General features: G+C 60.3%; 19 protein-coding genes and 4 pseudogenes. 20 read left to right on the forward strand and 3 right to left on the reverse strand.

The annotated features are described in order from the left end of the window. Positions 1 to 506 precede the first annotated feature (506 nt). From LJU32_09870 to LJU32_09940, 15 genes and pseudogenes are all read left to right on the forward strand, one after another. Positions 507 to 1,593 (forward strand): annotated as a pseudogene (locus LJU32_09870) (acyltransferase). Between the two features lie 5 nt (positions 1,594 to 1,598). Then, positions 1,599 to 2,687, forward strand: coding sequence for an acyltransferase (locus LJU32_09875; protein ID WKV90438.1), 1,089 nt, complete (start codon positions 1,599 to 1,601; stop codon positions 2,685 to 2,687). Positions 2,688 to 2,764: 77 nt separating this feature from the next. Continuing rightward, positions 2,765 to 4,387 carry a methyl-accepting chemotaxis protein gene (locus LJU32_09880; GenBank protein ID WKV90439.1) on the forward strand — a complete coding sequence of 541 codons (1,623 nt, stop codon included), beginning with the start codon at positions 2,765 to 2,767 and terminating at the stop codon, positions 4,385 to 4,387. Next, positions 4,387 to 4,923: a chemotaxis protein CheW gene (locus tag LJU32_09885; protein ID WKV90440.1), complete on the forward strand. Its 537-nt coding sequence runs from the start codon at positions 4,387 to 4,389 to the stop codon at positions 4,921 to 4,923. The genes LJU32_09880 and LJU32_09885 overlap by 1 nt, the downstream gene beginning before the upstream one ends. Beyond that, a pseudogene (locus LJU32_09890) lies at positions 4,920 to 6,192 on the forward strand (chemotaxis protein CheR). The gene LJU32_09885 and the pseudogene LJU32_09890 overlap by 4 nt, the downstream one beginning before the upstream one ends. Further along, a complete protein-coding gene (locus tag LJU32_09895; protein WKV90441.1) occupies positions 6,189 to 6,872 on the forward strand; it encodes a chemotaxis protein CheW in 684 nt (227 codons plus the stop codon). The pseudogene LJU32_09890 and the gene LJU32_09895 overlap by 4 nt, the downstream one beginning before the upstream one ends. Further along, positions 6,869 to 9,132 (forward strand): annotated as a pseudogene (locus LJU32_09900) (hybrid sensor histidine kinase/response regulator). The gene LJU32_09895 and the pseudogene LJU32_09900 overlap by 4 nt, the downstream one beginning before the upstream one ends. 1 nt (position 9,133) lies before the next feature. After that, the gene (locus LJU32_09905; protein ID WKV90442.1) at positions 9,134 to 10,144 is read left to right on the forward strand and encodes a chemotaxis response regulator protein-glutamate methylesterase; all 1,011 of its coding nucleotides are present in this window, start codon (positions 9,134 to 9,136) and stop codon (positions 10,142 to 10,144) included. Positions 10,145 to 10,192: 48 nt separating this feature from the next. Then, complete coding sequence (locus tag LJU32_09910; GenBank protein WKV90443.1) at positions 10,193 to 11,194, forward strand: PleD family two-component system response regulator; 1,002 nt, start codon at positions 10,193 to 10,195, stop codon at positions 11,192 to 11,194. A 235-nt stretch (positions 11,195 to 11,429) separates the two neighbouring features. After that, positions 11,430 to 12,525 (forward strand): peptide chain release factor 2 gene (gene prfB / locus LJU32_09915; GenBank protein WKV90444.1). Its coding sequence is split into 2 segments (ribosomal slippage): positions 11,430 to 11,501 and positions 11,503 to 12,525, totalling 1,095 coding nucleotides; the frame shifts between segments, so codons are not numbered across the junction. A gap of 79 nt (positions 12,526 to 12,604) precedes the next feature. Continuing rightward, positions 12,605 to 14,107, forward strand: coding sequence for a lysine--tRNA ligase (lysS, locus tag LJU32_09920; GenBank protein ID WKV90445.1), 1,503 nt, complete (start codon positions 12,605 to 12,607; stop codon positions 14,105 to 14,107). 105 nt (positions 14,108 to 14,212) lie between these two features. Further along, positions 14,213 to 14,926, forward strand: a complete 714-nt coding sequence (locus tag LJU32_09925; GenBank protein WKV90446.1) for a TetR family transcriptional regulator — start codon at positions 14,213 to 14,215, stop codon at positions 14,924 to 14,926. 219 nt (positions 14,927 to 15,145) lie between these two features. Continuing rightward, a complete protein-coding gene (locus LJU32_09930) occupies positions 15,146 to 16,396 on the forward strand; it encodes a flavohemoglobin expression-modulating QEGLA motif protein (protein ID WKV91076.1) in 1,251 nt (416 codons plus the stop codon). Positions 16,397 to 16,547: 151 nt separating this feature from the next. Further along, positions 16,548 to 17,453, forward strand: coding sequence for an alpha/beta hydrolase (locus tag LJU32_09935; protein ID WKV90447.1), 906 nt, complete (start codon positions 16,548 to 16,550; stop codon positions 17,451 to 17,453). Beyond that, positions 17,450 to 17,779: a hypothetical protein gene (locus tag LJU32_09940; protein WKV90448.1), complete on the forward strand. Its 330-nt coding sequence runs from the start codon at positions 17,450 to 17,452 to the stop codon at positions 17,777 to 17,779. The genes LJU32_09935 and LJU32_09940 overlap by 4 nt, the downstream gene beginning before the upstream one ends. A 173-nt stretch (positions 17,780 to 17,952) precedes the next feature. On the opposite strand, the gene LJU32_09945 is transcribed toward LJU32_09940, so the two are convergent. The 3 genes from LJU32_09945 to LJU32_09955 form a co-directional block, all read right to left on the reverse strand. After that, on the reverse strand, positions 17,953 to 18,741 hold the full coding sequence (locus LJU32_09945; GenBank protein WKV90449.1) for an OmpA family protein: 789 nt from the start codon (positions 18,739 to 18,741) through the stop codon (positions 17,953 to 17,955). Positions 18,742 to 18,796: 55 nt separating this feature from the next. Next, entirely contained in the window at positions 18,797 to 19,201 is a 405-nt protein-coding gene (locus LJU32_09950; protein ID WKV90450.1) for a DUF4398 domain-containing protein, read from the reverse strand. 366 nt (positions 19,202 to 19,567) lie between these two features. Then, the gene (locus tag LJU32_09955) at positions 19,568 to 19,912 is read right to left on the reverse strand and encodes a pilin assembly protein (GenBank protein ID WKV90451.1); all 345 of its coding nucleotides are present in this window, start codon (positions 19,910 to 19,912) and stop codon (positions 19,568 to 19,570) included. 212 nt (positions 19,913 to 20,124) lie between these two features. Between LJU32_09955 and ppc the strand changes: the two genes are divergently transcribed. The 5 genes and pseudogenes from ppc to LJU32_09980 all read left to right on the forward strand — a co-directional run bounded on the left by ppc (position 20,125) and on the right by LJU32_09980 (position 25,900). Then, positions 20,125 to 22,755, forward strand: a complete 2,631-nt coding sequence (gene ppc / locus LJU32_09960) for a phosphoenolpyruvate carboxylase (protein WKV90452.1) — start codon at positions 20,125 to 20,127, stop codon at positions 22,753 to 22,755. 300 nt (positions 22,756 to 23,055) lie between these two features. Then, a complete protein-coding gene (gene adk / locus LJU32_09965) occupies positions 23,056 to 23,706 on the forward strand; it encodes an adenylate kinase (GenBank protein WKV90453.1) in 651 nt (216 codons plus the stop codon). 94 nt (positions 23,707 to 23,800) lie between these two features. Then, a pseudogene (tsaB, locus tag LJU32_09970) lies at positions 23,801 to 24,297 on the forward strand (tRNA (adenosine(37)-N6)-threonylcarbamoyltransferase complex dimerization subunit type 1 TsaB). Positions 24,298 to 24,731: 434 nt separating this feature from the next. After that, the gene (locus tag LJU32_09975; protein WKV90454.1) at positions 24,732 to 25,040 is read left to right on the forward strand and encodes a hypothetical protein; all 309 of its coding nucleotides are present in this window, start codon (positions 24,732 to 24,734) and stop codon (positions 25,038 to 25,040) included. Further along, positions 25,040 to 25,900, forward strand: a complete 861-nt coding sequence (locus LJU32_09980; protein ID WKV90455.1) for a DUF72 domain-containing protein — start codon at positions 25,040 to 25,042, stop codon at positions 25,898 to 25,900. The genes LJU32_09975 and LJU32_09980 overlap by 1 nt, the downstream gene beginning before the upstream one ends. Positions 25,901 to 25,914: the final 14 nt, after the last annotated feature.

A 25,914-nucleotide genomic window follows, 5' to 3' on the forward strand; every position in this document is an offset into this window, starting at 1 on the left:
AAATCGCCCGGTGGGTGGCTGACTGTTATCAAGGAGCGTGCCAGGTTTTGTGCGATGCCCGGATGGCGGGGGCGGCGCGGTAGTTGGTCATCATTCGCGGCGATTTTCACCGCGATAACCGGGAGAAAGTGCGCAAGAAGTTGCGCAGTACTGCGCAACTTCTTGCGCACTTGGCTGCAGGGCTTGTGCCGCCCGGGCTGCAGTGCATTCACGTGCCGGAATATTACGACCTACTGCGCAACTTCTTGCGCAGTAGGGCATTTGTCCGAAAAAGCGCGATGTAGGAAATTGGGCGTTTCGGCGAGGCTATACGTCTGTAGGAAATTCCTGTTTTTGCATCGCTTTCGCCTAAAAGCCCCCGATCGATGATTTTTCCGTTAATCATTCGGTTCTCACGTTTCGCTGCTGATACTCGGCTCTTTATTTGACTCGACAAAGTCCGACGATGGCCATCGTTGCATGTGTCTTACGGAGAAATTTTTATTGAAGAAGGACGCTTCAGGAAAATGATCAGCAGTCATCGATTGACTTATCTCGACTCTGTCCGGGCCTTGGCAGCGCTGGCAGTCGTGGTTTCTCACTATATTGAAAGAACGCCATTGTTCGACTGGGCAGCTTTCGATTATTTCCGTCCCGGGCAGTTCGGAGTCGTGGTTTTTTTCATGGTCAGCGGGTTCGTGATTCCGTTCAGTTTCAAGGACGGACCCGGCAAGAACCGGCAATTCCTGATTGCAAGATTCTTCAGGTTGTACCCGGCTTATTGGTTGTCAGTGATACTGGCCTGCTTCGCGATCGTCTTTTTTGTTTCGGGGAACTTGCTACAAGCAGAGTGTTGGCAAATATAACCATGATTCAGGCCGTGTTGGGATATCCCAACTTGTTTGGCGTGTATTGGACTTTATTTGTCGAACTGGTTTTTATGGCCTTTGCATCGCCCTGAGTATCTTCGGCTTGCTTGAGCATCTCAAGGCACGGTTCTGCCTGGCCATGGCGTTATTGTTGCTTGCGCTGGCGGGAGCGGCAGGAAGATATTATTACTCTGTTCCGTCCCCTGTCGGAATACTGTCATCGCTATCCTTGATGTTGTTTGGAGGGATGTGGCGCAACTATCAGATCGATCGGGATCTGCGGGCAAAACAATACAGCATCATCTGGATTGTGATGTTTGTTGCTGTATTTCCGATCATCGCCCTGCTGACTTACGATGTCGATCAAGGGCTGCGAGAGAGTGCGTGGAATTTTACCGGTAGTTACTTTGCTGCGCTGATCTTCTTTATGTTGGCCACTACGATATTGAAGCTGGAAAGTCGGGTGCTCGCTTTTTTAGGAGGCATCAGCTATTCCGTCTATCTGGTTCATCCGTTCTTTCTTGAGTTGGCAAATTCGAGAGTGAATTTGCAAAGCAGTTTCAATATTCCAGTCTTTGTACTTTATTGCACGAGCACGCTTGTCTTCTCATCGCTTTGTTATTTCGTGATAGAAAAGCGCTCGATCCGATTAGGCAAGCGTATCAATGCTGTCCTTGATGCACGGTCGGCGAACAGCAAAGCGCTCGTCGCAGCGAAGGCATTATCGATCGAAGCGGGAGCCTGAGTTCATTGAAAAACTTATCCCTTGCTACTGACGGGGCAGGAAGTCCGATCGATCGACTGACGCATCTGGATGCCTTGAGAGGCATCGCTGCAATGCTCGTGGTGGTCGCGCACTTTATCGAACGAACCCCGCTCAAGGACTCTTTCTTCTTTGTTCATGTAAACCTGGGGCAGGTGGGAGTGGTAATTTTCTTCCTGATCAGCGGGATGGTCATTCCTTATAGTCTGAAAGAGGGGCGGAATGCGCTGGCGGTTTTCGCCGTTTCGCGGTTTTTCCGACTTTATCCGGCGTACTGGTTTTCCATCGCTCTGGCAGTTGCTAGTTCGGACTGGTTTCTATCGACGCCCGTATCGCTCTCGGCAGTATTGATCAACATGACGATGCTGCAGGCCGTTTTAAAAACGCCGGATCTGCTTGGCGTGTACTGGACGCTGATCATCGAGATGTTTTTCTATGTGGCTTGCGCGGCGTTATTCAGCGTCGGGCTCTTGAGTAAAGCCTGGGTGCGACTGAGCGTGGCAATCGGTTTGCTGGCAGTGGCTCTGATCTTTGCGATCAGCAGATACTACCTGGCCGAAAAGATCCCCGTGGCGCTGCCGTTGTGCCTGTCGATCATGTTTTTTGGCAGTCTGTGGCGGGATGTCAGCCTGGGCATAGCACACGGGCAGGCTCGTCGATACGTGGCTGTCTGGCTGGCATTGTTCGCAGGTCTGCTGCCGATAATCTGCGTCCTGGCTTACAGCACCGATCAGGGCTACAAGGAAAATCCGCTAACTTACCTGATCAGTTACCTGATCGGTATGACCATTGCCCTGGTCGTGACCTTGTACCTGCGCAGAGCCATCAACAGCCTGGCGTTTCTCGGCACGATCAGTTATTCGATGTATCTGATACACCCGTTCTTTCTGGAGTGGGCGGCATATGCAACAGACCTCCAGGCGGAATTCAGTATCATGGTTTTTCTTGGCTATCTGATGGCGACGCTGGTGCTGGCCAGTTTCGTTTATGCGTTGCTGGAAAAGCCAGGTATCGCCTTGGGCAAATCGATCAATTCGAGATTGCACGGTGACGTCCGGCAAAGGGCGCAGGCGTGAGGGTTGCAAGCGTCTTATAAATGAAACACCGCGCTCGGCTATACTCCCCGCATTTCGATCAGGCACGAGGATTCACTGTGAAGAACTGGACGTTGCGCCAACGCATTTTGGCGAGCTTTGCGGTGATTATCGCCATCATGCTGTTGATGGTGGTGCTGTCCTACTCGCGGTTGTTGAAGATCGAGGCCAGTGAAAACAGCGTGCGCGACGATGCCATCCCCGGCGTCTATTACAGCTCGATGATTCGCGGCGCGTGGGTCGACAGTTATTTGCAGACCCAAAAACTGCTCGGCCTCAAGGAAGGCCAGGGCGTTTCCAGCGAAGACGCTGCCGACTACAAGGCGTTCGAGGCGCGTCTGCAAGAACATATGGCCAACTATCGCAAGACCATGGCCACCGATGAAGACCGTTCCGAATTCGCCCTGTTCGAGAAGTACCACGATACCTACATGCAGATTCAGGATGCCGTGCTGGACCTGCACAAGCGCAATCTGGAAGCCGATGCCATCAAGCTGTTCAACGAGAAGCTGACCCCGGCGTGGTACACCGGGCGCATGAAGCTCAACGACATCATTGGCGAGAACAAAGTTGTTGCCGATACCGCCATGGCCAACATCGACGATGCGGTCGCAACGGCCAAAGTCAGCATGGTCATTTCCCTGCTGGTTGCGGTGCTGGCCGCCGGGCTCTGTGGTCTGCTGTTGATGCGCGCGATCATGGCGCCGATGAACCGCATCGTGACCATCCTCGACATCATGCGCACCGGTGACCTGAGTTCGCGTCTGAATCTCGATCGCAAGGACGAGTTCGGCGCGGTCGAAACCGGCTTCAACGACATGATGACCGAGCTGACGTCGCTGGTGTCCCAGGCCCAGCGCTCTTCGGTGCAGGTGACCACCTCGGTGACCGAGATCGCTGCCACGTCCAAGCAGCAACAGGCCACCGCCACCGAAACCGCAGCGACTACCACCGAAATCGGCGCAACCTCCCGCGAGATTGCTGCGACGTCGCGGGATCTGGTGCGCACCATGACCGAAGTGTCCACCGCTGCCGATCAGGCCTCGGTGCTCGCCGGCTCCGGCCAGCAAGGCCTGGCGCGCATGGAAGACACCATGCACTCGGTCATGGGCGCGGCCGATCTGGTCAATGCCAAACTGGCGATCCTCAACGAGAAGGCCGGCAACATCAATCAGGTGGTGGTGACCATCGTCAAGGTGGCCGACCAGACCAACCTGCTGTCGCTCAACGCGGCGATCGAAGCCGAGAAGGCCGGCGAGTACGGTCGCGGTTTTGCCGTGGTCGCCACCGAAGTCCGGCGTCTGGCCGATCAGACCGCCGTGGCCACCTACGACATCGAACAGATGGTTCGCGAGATCCAGTCGGCGGTGTCGGCCGGGGTGATGGGCATGGACAAGTTTTCCGAAGAAGTACGCCGGGGCATGTCGGAAGTGCAGCAGGTCGGCGAGCAGTTGTCGCAGATCATCCATCAAGTGCAAGCGCTGGCGCCGCGGGTGTTGATGGTCAACGAGGGCATGCAGGCCCAGGCCACCGGCGCCGAGCAGATCAACCATGCGCTGGTGCAGTTGGGCGATGCCAGCAGCCAGACCGTCGAATCGCTGCGTCAGGCCAGTTTCGCCATCGACGAACTGAGCCAGGTGGCCGTCGGCCTGCGCAGCGGCGTTTCGCGATTCAAAGTCTGATGAGCGAAATCATCGCCAAACGTGGCGCTGCGCCAGTGGCGAAGCAAGCGCTGTTTCTGCTGTTTCGCATCGGCAGCGAACGCTACGCCCTGCGTGCCACCGAAGTGGCCGAAGTGCTGCCGCGCCTGCCGCTGAAACCGATTGCCCGGGCACCGCATTGGGTGGCCGGGGTGTTCGCCTATCGCGGGGCGGTGGTGCCGGTGATTGATCTCAGCGCGCTGACGTTTGGGCAGCCCGCCGAGGCGCGGACCAGCACGCGCCTGGTGCTGGTCAATTATCAGCCGGATCCAGCGCAAGCAGCGCAATGGCTCGGGCTGATTCTCGAGCAGGCCACCGACACGCTGCGCTGCCATCCGCAAGATTTCCAGCCTTACGGCCTCGACAACCGCGAGGCGCCGTACCTCGGTCCGGTGCGCGAAGATGCGCAGGGATTGCTGCAATGGGTGCGGGTCAATGACTTGCTCGATGACGCCGTGCGCAGTGTGCTGTTCCCCGACCCGCCGCGTGATCCGGCGCAGTTAGAGGCGCAGCCATGAGTGGTGATCAGCGCTTTTTCGATTTTCTCAAAGAACGCATTGGCCTTGATGTCGCGTCGGTGGGCGCGGCGATCATCGAGCGTGCCGTACGCCAGCGCACCACGTTGTCCCAGGCTGCCCATGCCGACGAATATTGGCAGCTGTTGCAAGGCTCGCGGGATGAACAGCAGGCGCTGATCGAAGCGGTGATCGTTCCGGAAACATGGTTTTTCCGTTATCCGGAATCTTTCGCGACGCTGGGCAAACTGGCGCGAGGTCGGCTTAAAGAACTCAATAATATGCGCGCGCTGCGCATCCTCAGCCTGCCGTGCTCTACCGGCGAAGAACCCTACTCGATTGCCATGGCCTTGCTTGATGCCGGATTGCAGCCGCATCAATTCAAGGTCGACGGCATGGACATCAGTCCGCTGTCGGTGGAAAAGGCGCGGCGTGCGTTGTATGGCAGGAATTCGTTTCGCGGTCAGGATCTGGAATTCCGCGAACGACACTTTTTGCCGAGCAGGACGGCCACCGGGTCAACGAATACGTTCGCGAACAGGTGCGCTGGCAGGTCGGCAATGTCCTCGATCCGACGCTGTTGGCGAGCGAGCCTGCCTTCGATTTCGTGTTCTGCCGCAACCTGCTGATCTACTTCGACCAGCCGACGCAAAAGCAGGTGTTCGAAGTGCTCAAGCGCCTGACTCATGTCGACGGCGTGCTGTTTATTGGCCCGGCGGAGGGCAGTCTGCTCGGGCGTTTGGGCATGCGCTCGATCGGCATCCCGCAGTCGTTCGCTTTCAGCCGTCACAGCGAGCCGTACCCCGAACCGTTGCCAACGCCCAAACCAGTCGCCGTGCCGGTCAGCCAACCACTGCGCAGCGCGGCGTCGCCAGCGCCAGTGCGCAATCGGCCGTTCGCTGCCGTGACGGCTTTGCCGGTGACGAAAAAACTGCCAATCCCGACGCCGCGACATTGTTGGCGCAGATTGCCGCACTGGCCAACGAAGGCAAAAGCGCCGAGGCCCGTGCCGCATGCGAAGACTATCTGCGCAGCCATGAACCGGTGGCGCAGGTGTTCTATTGGCTCGGCCTGCTCAGCGATGTCGCCGGCCTGAGCCTCGAGGCCCAGAGTTTCTATCGCAAGGCCTTGTACCTTGAACCGCAACACCCCGAAGCGCTGATGCACCTGGCCGCGTTGCTGCAGGCCCAAGGCGACACGGCGGGTGCCCGACGATTGCAGGAGCGCGCCGCCCGCAGCGGGCGCACCGCCGACAGTGAGCGTAAACGATGAGCGCGTCCGACACCTTGAACGTTACCCACGAAGACGCCCGCGCCATCGACGATTGCTGGAACCGCATCGGCATTCATGGCGACAAGTCCTGCCCGCTGCTGGAAGAGCACATCCATTGCCGCAACTGCTCGGTATATTCCGCCGCAGCCACGCGCCTGCTCGACCGCTATTCGTTGCAGCAGGACCAGCGCGAAGCGGTGGTCAGCAAAGTCGAAACCGATGTCAAAACCCGCTCGCTGCTGATGTTCCGCCTCGGCGAGGAATGGCTCGGCCTGGCGACGCGCAGCCTTGTCGAAGTCGCGCCGTTGCAGGCGATACATTCGCTGCCGCACCAGCGCTCACGCGCCTTGCTCGGCGTGGCCAATGTCCGTGGCGCACTGGTCGCGTGCCTGTCGCTGGTGGAATTGCTCGACCTCGGCGCCAGCGTTGCGCCGGTCAGCGGCGGGCGAATCATGCCGCGCATGCTGATCATCGCTGCCCATGGCGGGCCGGTGGTGGTGCCGGTAGACGAGGTCGACGGCATTCACGCCATCGACGAACGCATCCTCGACGCGGCGTCGCAGTCCGGTGCGCAGGCCAGTGCCAAATACACCCGTGGCGTTCTGCAATATCGCGGTCGTAGCTTGCGCTGGCTGGATGAAGAGCAACTGCTGTCCGCCGTGACCCGGAGCCTGACATGACCCCCGAGCAAATGCGCGACGCCTCCCTGCTCGAACTGTTCAGCCTCGAAGCCGAAGCCCAGACCCAAGTGCTCAGCGCCGGGCTGCTGGCGCTGGAGCGCAATCCGACCCAGGCCGATCAACTGGAGTCGTGCATGCGCGCGGCGCACTCGCTCAAAGGTGCGGCGCGGATCGTTGGTATCGACAGCGGCGTCAGCGTCGCCCACGTCATGGAAGATTGCCTGGTCAGCGCGCAGGAAGGGCGTTTGTTGCTGCGTCCCGAGCACATCGATGCGTTGTTGCAGGGCACCGACCTGCTGATGCGCATCGCCACGCCGGCCAATGCGCCGCAACCTGCGGACATTGAAGCCTACGTGGCGCTGATGGGGCGTTTGCTCGATCCGTCGGCGTCAGCCGCTGTGGTTGCCGCGCCGCCGATGGCCGAGGTGCAGATCGAGCCAGCGCCGATAGTGTCAGCGCCGATGGTCGACGAGCCCGCCGAGCCGACCCCGCGCAAAAACAAACGTACTACCGAGGGCGGCGAGCGCGTATTGCGCGTCACCGCCGAACGCCTGAACAGCCTGCTCGATCTGTCGAGCAAATCGCTGGTGGAAACCCAGCGTCTCAAGCCGCATCTGGCGACCATGCAGCGCCTCAAACGCATGCAGAACAACGGCCTGCGCGCGCTGGAAAATCTCAATGTGCACCTCAAGGAGCATGCGCTGAGCCTGGAAGCGCTGGAGTCGCTGGAAGATGCGCGACGTTTGCTCGCCGAGTCGCAGCAACTGCTCAGCGAGAAAAACGCCGAACTCGACGAATTCGCCTGGCAGGCCAGTCAGCGCGCGCAAGTGCTCTATGACACCGCGCTGGCCTGTCGCATGCGCCCGTTCGCCGACGTGCTCAGCGGGCAGGCGCGTATGGTTCGCGACCTCGGTCGCAGCCTCGGCAAGCAGGTGCGCCTGGAGATCGAAGGCGAGAAACCCAGGTCGATCGCGATGTGCTGGAAAAGCTCGAAGCGCCGCTGACTCACTTGCTGCGCAACGCCGTCGATCACGGCATCGAAACCCCGGAGCAACGCCTGCTCAAGGGCAAGCCGGAAGAGGGTCTGATTCGCCTGCGCGCGTCCCATCAAGCCGGTTTGCTGGTGCTGGAATTGAGCGATGACGGCAATGGCGTCGATCTGGAGAAAGTCCGCCGCAGCATCGTCGAGCGGCAGTTATCCCCAGCCGAAACCGCAGCGCAATTGAGCGAAGAGGAGCTGCTGACGTTCCTGTTTCTGCCGGGATTCAGCCTGCGCGACAAGGTCACCGAAGTGTCCGGGCGTGGCGTCGGCCTCGACGCGGTTCAGCACATGGTTCGCCAATTGCGCGGGGCCGTGGTGCTGGAGCAGACGGCGGGCGAGGGCAGTCGTTTCCATCTGGAAGTGCCGCTGACGCTTTCGGTGGTGCGCAGTCTGGTGGTGGAAGTCGGCGAAGAGGCTTACGCGTTCCCGTTGGCGCACATCGAACGCATGTGCGATCTGGCCCCGGAAGACATCGTGCAGGTCGAAGGACGTCAGCATTTCTGGCACGAAGGCCAACATGTCGGCCTGGTTGCGGCCAGTCAGTTGCTCAATCGCCCGGCCAGCCAGAACGATGGCGCTACCCTGAAAGTCGTGGTGATCCGTGAGCGCGAGGCGATTTACGGGGTGGCGGTCGAGCGCTTCGTGGGTGAACGCACGCTGGTGGTGTTGCCGCTGGACGAGCGTCTGGGCAAGGTTCAGGACATTTCCGCCGGGGCCTTGCTCGATGATGGCTCGGTGGTGCTGATCGTCGATGTCGAAGACATGCTGCGTTCGGTGGACAAGCTGCTCAATACCGGGCGCCTGGAGCGCATTGCTCGCCACGGCAATCAAGCTGCCGAAGCGGCGCGCAAACGAGTCTTGGTGGTCGACGATTCGCTGACCGTGCGCGAGCTGCAACGCAAACTGCTGCTCAATCGCGGCTATGACGTCGCGGTGGCAGTGGACGGCATGGACGGCTGGAATGCGCTGCGTTCGGAGAACTTCGATCTGCTGATCACCGACATCGACATGCCGCGCATGGACGGCATCGAGCTGGTCACGCTGCTGCGCCGCGACAACCGTCTGCAATCGCTGCCGGTGATGGTCGTGTCGTACAAGGATCGTGAAGAAGACCGCCGCCGTGGACTGGACGCCGGCGCCGACTATTATCTAGCCAAAGCCAGTTTTCATGACGACGCCCTGCTCGATGCGGTGGTCGAGCTCATCGGGGAGCGCGGGCATGAGGATCGCAATCGTCAACGACATGCCCCTGGCGGTGGAGGCCCTGCGCCGAGCGCTGGCCTTCGAGCCGGCGCATCAGGTGATCTGGGTCGCCAGCAACGGCGCCGAGGCGGTGCAACGCTGCGCCGAGTGCACGCCAGACCTGATTCTGATGGACCTGATCATGCCGATCATGGATGGCGTCGAAGCCACGCGGCGGATCATGGCCGAGACGCCGTGCGCGATTGTCATCGTCACGGTGGATCGTCAGCAAAACGTGCACCGCGTGTTCGAGGCCATGGGCCACGGCGCGCTGGACGTGGTCGACACCCCGGCGATCGGCGCCGGCAATGCCCAGGAAGCGGCGGCGCCGTTGTTGCGCAAGATCCTCAACATCGGCTGGCTGATCGGCGACAAGGCACCCCGTTCGCGCCCGGCGCCGAGTTCACCGCGCAGCTCGCCGTCGCGTCAGCGGCTGGTAGCGATCGGTTCGTCCGCTGGTGGGCCGGCGGCACTGGAAGTGTTGCTCAAAGGCCTGCCGAAGGATTTTTCCGCGGCGATCGTGCTGGTGCAGCATGTCGATCAGGTGTTCGCCGCCGGCATGGCCGAATGGCTGGCCAGCGCCAGTGGCCTCGATGTGCGTCTGGCCCGTGAAGGCGAGCCGCCGCAAAGTGGCGCGGTGCTGCTGGCCGGGACCAATCACCATATTCGCCTGTTGAAAAACGGCACGCTGGCCTACACCGCCGAACCGGTCAACGAGATCTACCGCCCTTCGATCGACGTGTTTTTCGAGAGCGTTGCCAGTTACTGGAACGGTGACGCGGTCGGGGTTTTATTGACCGGGATGGGGCGCGATGGCGCGCAAGGGCTTAAGCTCATGCGCCAGCAGGGTTATTTGACCATTGCGCAGGATCAGCACAGCAGTGCGGTGTACGGCATGCCCAAGGCTGCCGCGGCGATCGATGCTGCGGTGGAAATCCGCCCGCTGGAAAAGATAGCGCCACGATTGCTGGAGATTTTCCCCAAATGAACAGCTTGATCGGCAATCCAGGCTCCCGCAGTACTCAGGTGACCGCCCATGAATGATTTACAGATCGACGACATTAAAACCGACGAGAACGCCGCCATGGTGTTGTTGGTGGATGATCAGGCGATGATCGGCGAAGCGGTGCGCCGTGGGCTGTCGAATCAGGAAAACATCGACTTCCACTTCTGCTCCGACCCGCAGCAGGCCATCGCCCAGGCGGTGCGGATCAAGCCGACGGTGATCCTGCAGGATCTGGTGATGCCCGGCCTCGATGGCCTGAGCCTGGTGCGTGAATACCGCAATCACCCGGCGACCAAGGACATCCCGATCATCGTCCTCTCGACCAAGGAAGACCCGCTGATCAAAAGCGCAGCGTTCTCCGCCGGCGCCAACGATTACCTGGTGAAACTGCCGGACACCATCGAACTGGTCGCACGCATCCGCTACCACTCGCGGTCCTACATGACGTTGTTGCAACGCGATGCGGCGTACCGAGCGTTGCGGGTCAGCCAGCAGCAACTGCTCGACACCAATCTGGTGCTGCAACGGCTGATGAACTCCGACGGCCTGACCGGGCTGTCCAACCGCCGGCACTTCGACGAGTACCTGGAACTGGAGTGGCGCCGTTCACTGCGCGATCAGACGCAGCTGTCATTGCTGATGATCGACGTCGATTACTTCAAGTCGTACAACGACAGTTTCGGCCACGTGGAAGGCGATGAAGCGTTGCGCAAGGTTGCTGCAGCCATCCGTGACGCCAGCGCGCGACCGTCGGATCTGCCGGCGCGTTATGGCGGCGAGGAGTTTGTGCTGGTGCTGCCGAACACCTCGCCGGGCGGCGCGCGGCTGTTGGCCGAGAAGCTGCGCCAGACTGTGGCGGCGTTGAAGATTCCCCATAACACGCCGACCGAAGGCTCCAGTCTGACCATCAGCATTGGTCTGGCGACCATGGTGCCCCAGGCGGGCAGTGATTGCCGGCTGCTGATTTCGGCGGCGGATCGCGGGTTGTATCTGGCCAAGAACAATGGGCGCAATCAGGTCGGGATCGAGTAACTTTCCTGACAATGCAATCCGCCTCTGGGAGCGAGCCTGCTCGCGAAAGCGGTTGTGCACTCGACATTGCCGGCGGCTAGCAGGTCGCCTTCGCGAGCAGGCTCGCTCCCACAGGAGATCGCGTCAGGTCAGTGTCAAGTGAATCACCCCCATACCCGCCAGACGGGCTGCCGCGACAGCCTCTTTACGTTATACTCGCCGGCTTTCAAAAGTTCGCCAACGAGTGCTGCCCGTCATGGAAATCAACCCGATCCTGAACACCATCAAGGACCTGTCCGAGCGCTCCGAAACTATTCGGGGGTATCTTTGACTACGATCAAAAGCATGAGCGTCTGACTGAAGTCAATCGCGAGCTTGAAGATCCGAGTGTCTGGAACAAACCTGAATACGCCCAGGAGCTGGGCCGCGAGCGTGCCGCGCTGGCGCAGATCGTCGATACCCTCGACGAACTGAACGGCGGTCTGGCCGATTGCCGCGACCTGCTGGACATGGCCGTCGAAGAAAACGACGAAGGCGCAGTGGGCGATGTCGTCGCCGAGCTGGCCCGTCTCGAGGAAAATCTGGCCAAGCTGGAATTCCGCCGCATGTTCAGCCATGAAATGGACCCGAACAACGCCTACCTGGACATCCAGGCCGGTTCCGGCGGCACCGAAGCGCAGGACTGGGCCAACATCCTGCTGCGCATGTACCTGCGCTGGGCCGACAAACGCGGTTTCGATGCGACCATCATGGAACTGTCCGCCGGTGAAGTCGCCGGGATCAAGGGCGCGACCGTGCACATCAAGGGCGAATACGCCTTTGGCTGGCTGCGTACCGAGATCGGCGTGCACCGTCTGGTGCGCAAGAGCCCGTTCGACTCCGGCAACCGTCGTCACACCTCGTTCTCCGCGGTTTTCGTCTCGCCAGAGATCGATGACAAGGTGGAAATCGAAATCAACCCGGCAGACCTGCGGATCGACACCTATCGTTCCTCCGGTGCCGGTGGTCAGCACGTAAACACCACCGACTCGGCCGTACGTATCACCCACGTACCGACCAACACCGTGGTCAGCTGCCAGAACGAGCGTTCCCAGCACGCCAACAAGGACACCGCGATGAAAATGCTGCGGGCCAAGTTGTACGAGCAGGAAATGCAGAAGCGCAACGCCGCCTCGCAAGCGCTGGAAGACACCAAGTCGGACATCGGCTGGGGTCACCAGATTCGCTCTTACGTGCTCGATGCGTCGCGGATCAAGGATCTGCGTACCAACATCGAACGCAGCGATTGCGACAAGGTGCTCGACGGCGACATCGACGAGTATCTGGAAGCCAGCCTGAAATCCGGCCTGTAACACCCTCTGTGGGAGCGGGCTCGCCCGCGATCTCCAGCCGAAGGCTGGGGGCAACGAACCTGATGGAATACTTAAAGACATGAGCGACCTACAACTCGACCCGCAAGCCCTGCAACAGGAAGAAAACTCCCTGATCGCCCTGCGCAAGGAAAAGCTTGCTGCCGAGCGCGCCAAGGGCAATGCCTTCCCGAACGACTTCCGCCGCGAAAACTACTGCGATGCCTTGCAGAAACAGTACGCGGACAAGACCAAGGAAGAGCTGGCAGAGGCTGCAATCCCGGTCAAGGTTGCCGGTCGCATCATGCTCAACCGTGGCTCGTTCATGGTGATCCAGGACATGACCGGGCGCATTCAGGTCTACGTCAACCGCAAGACGCTGTCCGAAGAAACCCTGGCCGCGGTGAAAACCTGGGACATGGGCGACATCATCGCTGCCGAAGGCACCCTGGCGCGTTCCGGCAAGGGCGACCTGTACGTTGAAATGACCAACGTGCGCCTGCTGACCAAGTCGCTGCGTCCGCTGCCGGACAAGCACCACGGCCTGACCGACACCGAGCAGCGCTACCGCCAGCGCTACGTTGACCTGATCGTCAACGAAGACGTGCGCCAGACCTTCCGCGTGCGTTCGCAAGTGATCGCGCACATCCGCAGCTTCCTGATGAAGCGCGACTTCCTCGAAGTCGAAACGCCGATGCTGCAGACCATTCCCGGCGGCGCTGCGGCCAAGCCGTTCGAAACCCACCACAACGCACTGGACCTGCCGATGTTCCTGCGTATCGCGCCGGAGCTGTATCTGAAGCGTCTGGTGGTTGGCGGATTCGAAAAGGTGTTCGAGATCAACCGCAACTTCCGCAACGAAGGCGTTTCGACCCGTCACAACCCTGAATTCACCATGTTGGAGTTCTATCAGGCGTACGCCGATTACGAAGACAACATGGACCTGACCGAAGAACTGTTCCGCGAGCTGGCGCAGCTGGTGTTGGGCAGTACCGACGTGCCGTACGGCGACAAGGTGTTCCACTTCGGCGAGCCGTTTGTGCGTCTGTCGGTGTTCGACTCGATCCTCAAGTACAACCCTGAGTTGACTGCCGATGATCTGAACGACATCGACAAGGCTCGCGCCATCGCCAAGAAGGCCGGCGCCAAGGTGCTGGGCTTCGAAGGTCTGGGCAAATTGCAGGTGATGATTTTCGAAGAGCTGGTCGAGCACAAGCTGGAGCAGCCGCACTTCATCACTCAGTACCCGTTCGAAGTGTCGCCGCTGGCCCGTCGCAACGACGAGAACCCGAACGTCACCGACCGCTTCGAGCTGTTCATCGGTGGCCGTGAAATCGCCAACGCCTACTCCGAGTTGAACGACGCCGAAGACCAGGCCGAGCGCTTCATGGCTCAGGTGGCCGACAAGGACGCCGGTGACGACGAAGCCATGCATTACGACGCCGACTTCGTTCGTGCGCTGGAGTACGGCATGCCGCCAACCGCCGGTGAAGGTATCGGCATTGATCGTCTGGTGATGTTGCTGACCAACTCGCCGTCGATCCGCGATGTGATCCTGTTCCCGCACATGCGACCGCAAGCGTAAACGTTTCAGTTAAAAAGCCGCCTAAAACAGGCGGCTTTTTATTGCCTGTCTGGTACAAATGTATCAATTGGTTAATTTGGAATTAGTAGAGGAAGTGCTGTCGTGATGGGTGCAATAGCTCAAGAAGGTGCAGCGGGTATCGCCACTGCGGTCGCTGAAAGTGTTCAGTACCAGGGCCGCAAGGCCAGCCGACAGGGCAGTGAGCAGCGTCGCCAGGACATTCTCGACGCCGCGATGCGCATTGTCGTGCGCGACGGCGTGCGTGCCGTGCGCCATCGTGCGGTCGCGGCGGAGGCCGGCGTGCCGCTGTCGGCGACCACGTATTACTTCAAGGACATCGATGACCTGCTCACCGATACCTTCGCCCAATACGTTGAACGCAGCGCGGCGTACATGGCCAAGTTGTGGATCAACAACGAAGGCCTGTTGCGCGAAATGGTGGTCAGCGCCGACGGCAGCCCGGAGTCGCGCTCGCAACTGGCCGATGACATTGCGCGATTGATGGCCGATTACGTGCATCGGCAACTGATCAACCGCCGTGAGCATCTGATGGCCGAACAGGCGTTCCGCCAGGAAGCGCTGCTCAATCCGCGTCTGGCCATTCTGGTGCGCTCTCACCAGCAGATTCTGTTGCAGGGCACCTGCCAGTTGTTCCAGGTACTGGGCTCGCGTGAACCGCAGCAGGATGCCAAGGTGTTGACGGCGATTATCGGGCGGATGGAATATCAGGGCCTGCTCAATGACGCCGAGCCATTGGCCGAAGAGGACATGCTCGGGATCCTGACGCGGTATATGCACCTTGTATTGGCGTCGGTCTAGCGTTTCACGCTACACCCCGTGGGAGCGAGCCGTTGATGATCGTTCCCTCGCTCCGCGTGGGAATGCATCCTGTGACGCTCTGCGTCACGCAGCAAAAGGGACGCGGAGCGTCCGGGCGACGTTCCCACGCAGAGCGTGGGAACGATCAAAAGACTGAGTTTCAGCACGTCACGTTTTCTACAGGAGTTACGGGTGGACGATTACCAGCAGACGATACGCATGTTGTCCGACCGCATTGTGCTGGCGCAGACGCCTATCCGCGTGCTCGATGCGGTCAAGTGGGACGACAATGTGCGCAAGGGCTTCCTCAAGGCCAAAGGCAAGGAAATGCCGGCGGTGGATCGCGACTACTACCTCAACCGCCCGCTGTCGTTCGATTCGAGCCAGGTCAAACTGGAATTCCAGAACATCGAGCGCGACATCACCCGCCAGCTCGGCCAGTTCAACCCGGTCGGGCAGATCATGCGGCGCATGTGCAAGGAATACCGCATGGTGGTGCGCATGCTCGAAGCGCGCGGCACCGAGGATTTCGGCCTGATCTCGCAAGAGCTGTACGGCGCGGCGTCCGATGCCTTCCACGCCGGTGACCCGACCCTCGCCGACCTCGGCCTGATGATGTCCGACTACCTGAACAACATCGACGGGCGCGGCGACCTCAAGGACGAACCGAAAATCCTTACCGCCAAGGACGCGGTGCACCTGCTGCAAACCCGCTTGAACAAGGTGTTTGGCGAAGCCGAAGAAACCATTCGCGTGTTCGAGTCCGACGGCATCGTCGCCGACGCTGCGGCGGGCGCCGACTACATCAAGATCCGCACCGATGCGCTGTTCAACGACCGCGACGTGCGCGCTCTGGAAGTCCACGAAGGCCTGGTGCACGTCGGCACCACACTCAATGGCTTGAATCAGCCGATCTGCACCTTCCTGTCGAAAGGCCCACCCTCGTCCACGGTGACCCAGGAAGGCTTGGCGATCCTGATGGAAATCATCACCTTCGCCTCCTACCCGAGCCGCCTGCGCAAACTGACCAACCGCACCCGTGCGATTCATATGGTCGAGGAGGGCGCGGACTTCTTGCAGATCTACGAATTCTTCCGCGAGCAAGGTTTCGAAATGGCCGAAAGCTACGGCAACGCCAGCCGGGTGTTCCGTGGGTCGACGCCGACCGGTCTGCCATTCACCAAAGACTTGTCCTACCTCAAGGGCTTCATCATGGTTTACAACTACATTCAGTTGGCCGTGCGCAAGGGCAAGCTTGAGCAGATCCCGCTGTTGTTCTGCGGCAAGACCACCCTGGAAGACATGCGTACCCTGCGGCAACTGGTGGATGAAGGGCTGGTGGTGCCGCCCAAGTATCTGCCGGATCAGTTCCGTGACTTGAATGCGTTGTCGGCGTGGATGTGTTTCTCCAACTTCCTCAACCATTTGAGCCTGGACCGGATTGAGGCGGACTACTCCAATATCCTTTAACCCCAACCCGTATATCCCCTGTGGGAGCGGGCTTGCTCGCGAAAGCGGTCTGACATTCAAAAAAGGTGTCGACTGACACACCGCCTTCGCGAGCAAGCCCGCTCCCACATTTGATCTGCGTTGGTCTCACGTTTTTGCGAGGTTTCACCGGATGAGAATCCTCGGCATTCTTTGCCTGCTCTTGACCCTCGGCGGTTGCAGTTCGCTGCTGTTTTATCCCGAACCGGGTCAGGTCTTCACCCCGGACAAAGCCAAGCTCGAATACCGCACCGTCACGCTGGTCACCGCGGATGGCTTGAAACTCAACGCCTGGTGGCTGCCGGCCAAACCTGGGGTCGAGGTCAAAGGCACGGTCCTGCATCTGCACGGCAACGGCGGTAATCTGCCGATGCATCTGGGCGGCAGTTGGTGGTTGCCGAAGAACGGCTATCAGGTGCTGCTGGTGGACTATCGCGGCTACGGTTTGTCCGAAGGCAAGCCGAGCCTGCCGGCGATCTATCAGGACATCGACGCGGCGTTCGCCTGGCTCGACAACGCGCCTGAGGTCAAAGGCAAACCGCTGGTGCTGCTCGGGCAGAGTCTGGGCGGCGCGATGTCGGTGCATTGGCTGGCGCAGCACCCGGAGCGGCAAAAACAACTCAAGGCTTTGGTGCTGGATGGCGTGCCGGCCAGTTATCGCAGTGTCGGTCAATTCGCCCTCAGCACTTCGTGGCTGACCTGGCCATTGCAAGTGCCGCTGTCGTGGCTGGTGCCGGACGGCGACAGCGCGATCAACTCAATGGCGCAGCTGACGGGCGTGCCCAAGCTGATCTTCCACAGCATCGACGATCCGCTGGTGCCGATGGCCAACGGCATACGCCTGTATCAGGCAGCGCCGCCGCCGCGCGTGTTGCAGCTGACCCGTGGTGGTCATGTGCAGACCTTCGGCGACCCGGTGTGGCGGCAGGTCATGCTGCGCTATCTCGACGATCCGGAACACTTCGACGGCCTGCGCCGCCTCGGCGAAATCCCCAACTATCCGCCGCCCCCGAATTCTGAAGATGAGACCCCGCAATGACTGAAGAACGTAATGCCATCCCGCTGATCATCACCGGTATCTGCAGCATCCTCGGCACCGTCGGGGCGCTGTGGTACTACGGCTACCTGCACTTTGCCAAGCCGGAGGATGCGCTGCTGCTCAATGAATTCACCATGCTCAAGACCGTGCCCGGCGAAGACTACAAAGTCTCGCTGACCCCCGCGCCGCAAGTGGCGCAGTGCATTGATGGCGTGCTGGTGTTGTTTGATACCGAGCAGAAAGGGTTGACCGGGGTGTTGGTCAATGCGCAGAAGAAAGCCGTGCGTTGCATGGGTGAAGAGACCCCGCAGAAGCTTGAGCAGTAACCCCATCAAATGTGGGAGCGAGCCTGCTCGCGAATACGGTTTCACCTTCAACATTGATGTGTATGACACTCCGCTTTCGCGAGCAGGCTCGCTCCCACAAGGAATTTCTGGTCGCGCATGAAAAAGCCCCGCCTGATCAAGTCAGGCGGGGCTTTTGCGTCACCAGGTGAAGCTTAGTTCGAGCTCACCGAAGAACGCGGTGCTACTGGCTGGTTGTCGTTGGAAATGGTCACTTCCACACGACGGTTCATCGCACGGCCCGAGACGCTGCCGTTATCCGCTACCGGGTATTCCTTGCCATAACCCTGAGCGACGATGCGCGAAGGATCGACGCCCATCTTGATCAGAGCCATCTGCACGGAAGTCGCGCGGCGCTCGGACAGCGACTGGTTGTAGCTGGCGGTGCCAGTGCTGTCGGTGTAACCCTCGACGATCACTTTGCGATCCGGGTTTTCCTGAAGGAATTGCGCCAGTTTGTTGATGTTCACCAGACCGCTGGATTTCAGATCAGCCTTGTTGGTGGCGAACAGCACGTCACCGAAAGTTACCAGCGTGCCGCGATCGGTCTGCTTGGCATTGAGGCTGTCCTGCAGCTGTTTGATCTGCTGGTCACGCGCGTCCAGGCGAGCCTGAGCTCGTTGGGCGGCGGCGTTTTTCAGATTGTTTTCAGCGGTGCGCAGAGCGATGGTCTGCTTGGCCACTTCCACGCGCTGGTTGGTCAGGTAAGCCAGTTGATCAACCTTGGCTGCGTCTTCTTTGTCCAGATAAGCCTTGTCGGCCTTGTCCAGGTAATCGCTGGCGTCTTTGGTTTCCAGTGCTGCGACTTTGCTCGCCTGTGGGTTGGCCTGCAGGCCGGCATAGTTGGTGCGCGCCTGTTCCAGGTTCGGGTTAGGCGGGGTGGAGCAGGCAGCCAGGGCAACGCTTGCGGCCAGAAGAGCGGGAATCATCAGTTGCTTACGCATAATTTGTCGTCCTTTCTATCGGTAAGAGTTTCAGCTTTGCGGTCGGGATGCGCGCTTACTGCACGGTGCGCTGGCTTTCCTGACGCAGTTCCTGAACACCTTTCTGGGAATCCTTCACAGCCTGTTCGGCCTTGGCGGCCTGAGCCTTGCGTTCAGCGACGCGAGCGTCCCATTCAGCCTGTTCGGACAGGCGACGGGCTTCGTCATACTTCTTGTCGTGCATGGCGATTTCAGCTTGTTTCAGTTTGTCCTGAGCCTGCTTCATTTCCACCGCGGCGAACTCGGTACCGCCAGCGCTGACGGCGCTGTTTACGGCCGATTGGGTCACGGCGTACTGCTCGGTCGGTGGGTTACCGGCGCAACCGGCCAGTACGAAGCTGGTGCCGATGGCCAGAGCGGCCAGTTTCAGACCGCGCAGGTGGGAAAACGAGGTTTGGGTTTTCATGGTCTTCAACTCCATTAGGCATCTCCTGAAAATACAACTGAATCCATCCTGGCAGAGGAGCCGAAAGCATCGCTTGTTGACGCGAATTGAAACGCTCGTTCCAGGCGTGGTTACCTGTTCCGACCGGCGGCATTTTTGAAAAGTTCAGAAAAGATGGCCTATCGCCAAAAATTAAATTGACCGTTTGGACAAGGCTCTGGGACGGGAACTTTGGCGATTTGAAGCGGTACGCGCGGGTGAGTTTTAAGGTGATATCAGGGATGATCAGCACCCTGTGGGAGCTGGCTTGCCAGCGATGAGGCCATCATGCTCAGCACATCTTTGACTGAACTGCCGCCATCGCGGGCAAGCCCGCTCCCACATTTTTCTCGGTGTCAGGAATCAGTGCTTCTGCTTGTTCTCAGCCGAGGACAAATCATGCAAATGCCGCCGCGACAACGCCAGAAAACGCGGCGTCGGGCCGACATCCTCGTACAACGGATCACCTTCCTCATCCGTCGCCACCACCGTCGAACCCTTCACATACGGCAGGCTCGCTTCGAACTCCTCGAGCGCGGCGCCGATCAGTTCGCCGAGCAGTTCTTCGGGATGGCGCTTGGGATACATCTCGGCAATCGCCGCCAGCCTGGCGGCGGATTCCACATCCAGATGAATCGTGTAGCCGGTGTCGGTCAGGCGACCTTTGGCGTTTTCTTCCCAATGCTGGGCGAGTTCACGAATTTTCATGATGACCTCATTTAGCGCCTGCGGATGGCAGGCCTGGGTGAATGGCCGGCAGCGCCGGCAGCGGGCCGTCGTACGGCTTACTGTTGAGACTGGCTTTCGCGCGCAAGGTTTAAGTCGATTCGTCGCCTGCTTGTAAGAAGCGGCGCAGAGCGGCACTCTCTGGCAAAGCATTCATTTCTGCGCTGTCCCCGATTACCGCTGGAGAACTGCTGATGACCGATATTGATGCACGCTTGCGCGAAGACGTTCACCTGCTCGGAGAGCTGTTGGGCAACACCATTCGAGACCAGTACGGCGAGGCGTTCCTCGACAAGATCGAGCAGATCCGCAAGGGTGCCAAGGCCGACCGGCGCGGTTCGATGGACGCCGAACTCAGCGCCAGCCTCAATCAATTGAGCGAAGACGAATTGCTCCCGGTCGCCCGGGCCTTCAACCAGTTTCTCAACCTGGCCAATATTGCCGAGCAATATCAGTTGATCCATCGCCGCGAGGAGTCACAACCGGCGCCGTTCGAATCGCGGGTATTGCCGGAACTGCTCGCGCGCCTGCGCAGCGAAGGCCACAGCGCCGAATCCCTGGCCCGGCAACTGGCGCGGCTGGAAATCGAACTGGTGCTGACCGCGCACCCGACCGAAGTGGCGCGACGCACGTTGATCCAGAAATACGACGCGATCGCCGCGCAACTCGCCGCGCAGGATCATCGCGACCTGACGAGCGCCGAGCGCGAGCAGATCCAGACCAGGTTGCAGCGCTTGATCGCCGAAGCCTGGCACACCGAAGAAATCCGCCGCACCCGCCCGACGCCGGTCGATGAAGCCAAATGGGGCTTTGCGGTGATCGAGCATTCTTTGTGGCAGGCGATCCCCAACCATATGCGCAAGGCCGATCAGGCGCTGTTCGCCGCCACGGGCCTGCGCTTGCCGCTGGAAGCCGCGCCGATCCGCTTCGCCTCATGGATGGGCGGCGACCGTGACGGCAACCCCAATGTCACCGCCGCCGTCACTCGCGAAGTCTTGCTGCTGGCGCGCTGGATGGCCGCTGATTTGTATCTGCGCGATGTCGATCACCTTGCTGCCGAATTGTCGATGCAGCAGGCCAGCGACGCGCTGAAGGCCAAGGCCGGCGACAGTGCCGAACCCTATCGCGCGGTGCTCAAGCAATTGCGCGAACGTCTGCGTGCGACGCGTAATTGGGCGCACGCTGCATTGACCGCCCCGACCCCTGCACCCGCCGATGTGCTGCACGACAATCGCGACCTGCTTGAGCCTTTGCAGCTGTGTTTCAACTCGCTGCACGAGTGCGGCATGGGCGTTATCGCTGACGGGCCGTTGCTCGATTGCCTGCGCCGCGCGGTGACGTTCGGCCTGTTTCTGGTGCGCCTCGATGTGCGTCAGGATTCGACCCGGCACAGCTCGGCAATGACCGAAATCACCGATTACCTCGGCCTCGGCCGCTATGAGGAATGGGACGAAGAACGGCGCATCAATTTCCTCACCGAAGAATTGAGCAACCGCCGTCCGCTGCTGCCCGCGCATTTCAAACCGTCGGCCGACACCGCTGAAGTGCTCAATACCTGCAAGGAAATCGCCGCCGCACCCGCTGCATCGCTGGGTTCTTACGTGATCTCCATGGCTGGCGCCGCCTCTGATGTGCTCGCGGTGCAACTGCTGCTCAAAGAGTCTGGTGTCCTGCGGCCAATGCGCGTGGTGCCGCTGTTCGAAACCCTCGCCGACCTCGACAACGCCGGACCGGTGATGGAGCGTCTGCTGTTGTTGCCGGGCTATCGCGCGCGCCTGCACGGCCCGCAGGAAGTGATGATCGGCTATTCCGACTCGGCCAAGGATGCCGGCACCACCGCTGCGGCTTGGGCGCAATATCGCGCGCAGGAACGCCTGGTGGAAATCTGCCGCGAACAGCAAGTCGAACTGCTGCTGTTCCACGGTCGCGGCGGTACCGTTGGCCGTGGCGGCGGTCCGGCGCACGCGGCGATTCTGTCGCAGCCGCCGGGCTCGGTGGCCGGGCGTTTCCGTACCACGGAGCAGGGCGAAATGATTCGTTTCAAATTCGGCCTGCCGGACATCGCCGAGCAAAACCTCAATCTGTATCTGGCCGCCGTGCTCGAGGCGACCTTGCTACCACCACCGCCGCCGACGCCTGAATGGCGGCATCTGATGGACGAATTGGCGGCGGACGGTGTCAGCGCTTACCGCCAGGTGGTGCGGGAAAATCCGCAATTCGTCGAATACTTCCGTCAGTCGACCCCGGAGCAGGAATTGGGACGTCTGCCTCTGGGCAGTCGCCCGGCCAAGCGCCGCGCCGGCGGTATCGAAAGCCTGCGGGCGATCCCGTGGATTTTCGGCTGGACCCAGACGCGGCTGATGCTGCCGGCCTGGCTGGGCTGGGAGACCGCACTGAGCAAGGCGCTGGAGCGCGGCGAGGGCGAATTGCTCGGGCAGATGCGCGAACAGTGGCCGTTCTTCCGCACCCGTATCGACATGCTCGAGATGGTTCTGGCCAAGGCCGACGCGGATATTGCGCAGTCCTACGACGAACGTTTGGTCGAGGCGAACCTGCTGCCGTTGGGCGCGCAGTTACGCGACCTATTGTCGCAGGCCTGCTCCGTGGTGCTTGGTCTGACCGGGCAGTCGCAGCTGCTGGCGCACAGTCCGGACACCCTCGAATTCATCCGCTTGCGCAATACCTACCTCGACCCGCTGCATCTGTTGCAGGCCGAACTGTTGGCGCGTTCGCGGCAGCAGGAAGTCGAGCAGGGCAGCCCGGTGGAACAGGCGCTGCTGGTGTCTGTGGCGGGGATTGCCGCCGGATTGCGCAATACCGGCTAAGGTTGCTGAGCAGTTCAGGCGGCATTCGCGATGAGAGTCGGATGTCGCCACCCTTGGCGTAGGAAAGTGCCGCGAGGCGACAGTTAATGTTGGGGTTGCGACTTGGGTTACCGCGTCGCGAGGTCACGGCGGGCGTCGGTTTCTCCGACTTTTGGCGTCTTGTGTGGGCGCAGCCTGCTGTGTATCTTGATCAGCCTTTGGCCGTTTGTGCGGCCACGACCCGTATTTTCAGGATCCGCCGGTTACGAGCGAATCCTTTGTTTTGTAAAGCTTTTATATAAAAAATTGAGGAGCACATCGATGCGCGTCATTCTGCTGGGAGCTCCCGGGGCCGGTAAAGGTACTCAGGCAAAGTTCATCACCGAGAAATTCGGCATTCCGCAAATCTCCACCGGCGACATGCTGCGTGCGGCGGTCAAGGCCGGCACTCCACTGGGCGTGCAAGCCAAGAGCATCATGGATGCCGGCGGCTTGGTGTCGGATGACCTGATCATCGCGCTGGTCAAGGACCGCATCGCTCAACCTGATTGCGCCAACGGTTTCCTGTTCGACGGCTTCCCGCGCACCATTCCCCAGGCTGAAGCTCTGGTCACTGCCGGTGTCGAGCTGGACGCCGTGGTCGAGATCGCTGTTGAAGACGAAGAAATCGTCCAGCGCATCGCCGGTCGTCGTGTTCACGAAGCCAGCGGCCGCGTGTACCACATCGTCTACAACCCGCCGAAACTGGCTGGCAAGGACGACATCACCGGCGAAGAACTGGTGCAGCGCAAGGACGACACTGAAGAAACCGTGCGTCATCGCCTGTCGGTCTACCATTCGCAGACCAAGCCGCTGGTGGAGTTCTATCAGAACCTTTCCGCCAAGAACGGCGGCAAGCCGAAGTACAGCCACATTCCGGGCGTGGGTTCGGTCGATGCAATCACCGCCAAGGTGCTGGCCGCGCTGAGCTGAAAAGTCTGATCGGCTGCATCATCCACGGCCCGCTTGCGGGCCGTAGTTGTTTATACTGACGCACTTTTTCCCCACCCCTGTTTTGGAAACATCGATGAGCACCTTGCTGGCCCTGGACACCGCGACTGAAGCTTGCTCCGTTGCCTTGCTGCATGACGGCAAGGTCACGAGCCATTACGAGGTGATCCCGCGTTTGCACGCGCAGAAGCTGCTGCCGATGATTCAGCAATTGCTCGCCGATGCCGGCACCACGCTGCAAGCGGTCGACGCGATTGCCTTCGGCCGTGGCCCGGGCGCGTTTACCGGTGTGCGCATTGCCATTGGTGTCGTGCAGGGTTTGGCCTTTGCGCTGGATCGACCGGTGTTGCCAGTGTCCAACCTTGCCGTGCTGGCGCAGCGTGCCTTTCGTGAGCATGGCGTAAGCCAGGTCGCGGCCGCCATCGATGCCCGGATGGATGAAGTGTATTGGGGCTGCTACCGCGAGACGGCGGGGAGATGCGCCTGGTCGGCGCCGAAGCGGTGCTGCCGCCGGAAGTCGCGGCGCTGCCGGCTGATGCCGGCGGCGGCTGGTTCGGTGCCGGAACCGGTTGGGGCTACGCCGAGCGCATTGCCGTCAATCTGAGCGGCTCCGATGCGGGCATGCTGCCCCACGCCGAAGACTTGCTGACGCTCGCGCGTTTCGCCTGGGAACGCGGCGAGGCGATCCCGGCGGACGACGCACAGCCCGTCTACCTGCGCGATAAAGTCGCCACCCCCAAAGTCCGCTGACAGACACTTTCTCCTGTGGGAGCGAGCCTGCTCGCGAAGGCTTCTGGTCAGTCAATGCATATGTTGAATGTGCTGGACTCTTCGGGAGCGGGCCCGCTCCCACAGGTTTATTGGTCACATACAAATATCGCCAATCGTCAGTTTCTTCCCGCTCCCTTAAAACCTTTTGCGCTTTCTGTGTTCTAGTTATCACTCGGCGGTTTGCTAAGTCGGTCAAGTGCCGCTAAATTGCCATCATCGATACCGAGCATGACATTATGCGTATAGACGGCGTTTCCACTCAGTCCTACCCCATCAAGCGCAAGCCGCGTAAAGGCAATGCGGCGCTGGATGAATCCGTCGACATCATCGACGGCGAGCTGGAATTCCCGAGCGAAGAGCAGATGGCCGCCCGTGCAGCCCAAGCCACCGCGCAACGCCTGAGCAACCTGCCTGCCCGCCAACAAGACATGATCTACCACCGCGCGATGAAGAAAAGCGTAGCCATGGCCTTGGCCAGCTACCTGAGCACCGCCGGTTTTGTTGATTGGGATGCGGACGTGCTGGGCCTCGATCTGTATATCTGATGAATTTGCCTTACTACCTCGGATGCCCGTCCTGGAGTGAAAATGCCTGGCGCGAGTATCTGTATCCGGTAGACGCAAAAACTTCTGACTTTCTCGCTCTCTACTGCCAGGTGTTCAACGCCGTCGAAGGCAACACCACCTTCTACGCCAGCCCATCGCCAGCCACTGTGCAGCGCTGGGCCGAGATCATGCCGGCGCACTTTCGCTTCACTGCCAAATTCCCCGGCGACATCAGCCACAGTGGCGACTTGCGCGAGCAACTGACCGCTGCCGAAACCTTCCTGCAATTACTCAAGCCGTTAGGCGAACGTGTTTCGCCGCTGTGGCTGCAACTGTCGAAAAGCTTCACGCCGCAGCGTCTGCCGGAGCTCGCGGCGTTTATCGATGCGCTGGATTGCCCGCTCGCGGTCGAGGTGCGCAATGAACAGTTCTTCGCCAAGGGCGAGAGCGAGCGTCTGCTCAATCGTCTGTTGCTGGATCGCGGTGTCGAGCGCATCTGTCTCGACCCGCGCGCGCTGTTCAGTTGCCTGTCGACCGAGTCCTCGGTGATCCACGCACAATCGAAAAAGCCGCGTGTACCGACGCGTCCCGCGGCGTTTACCCAGTTTCCGCAGGTGCGCTTCATCGGCCATCCCGAGCTTGAGGCCAACGATGCGTTTCTCATGCCGTGGGTGGCGAAGATTGCTGAATGGATCGAAGAGGGGCGCACGCCTTACATCTTCCTGCACACCGCCGACAACCTGTTGGCAGCGAAACTCGCGCAACGTTTTCACGCCCAGCTGATGCAACGTTTGCCTGGCTTGCCCACGTTGCCTGAGCTATACAGAGAACCCGCCGTCGAGCAGCTTGGCTTGCTCTGAGGCGGTTTTTTCTG

The organism is Pseudomonas sp. B21_DOA (genome assembly GCA_030544685.1).
Taxonomy (GTDB): domain Bacteria; phylum Pseudomonadota; class Gammaproteobacteria; order Pseudomonadales; family Pseudomonadaceae; genus Aquipseudomonas; species Aquipseudomonas fluorescens_AO.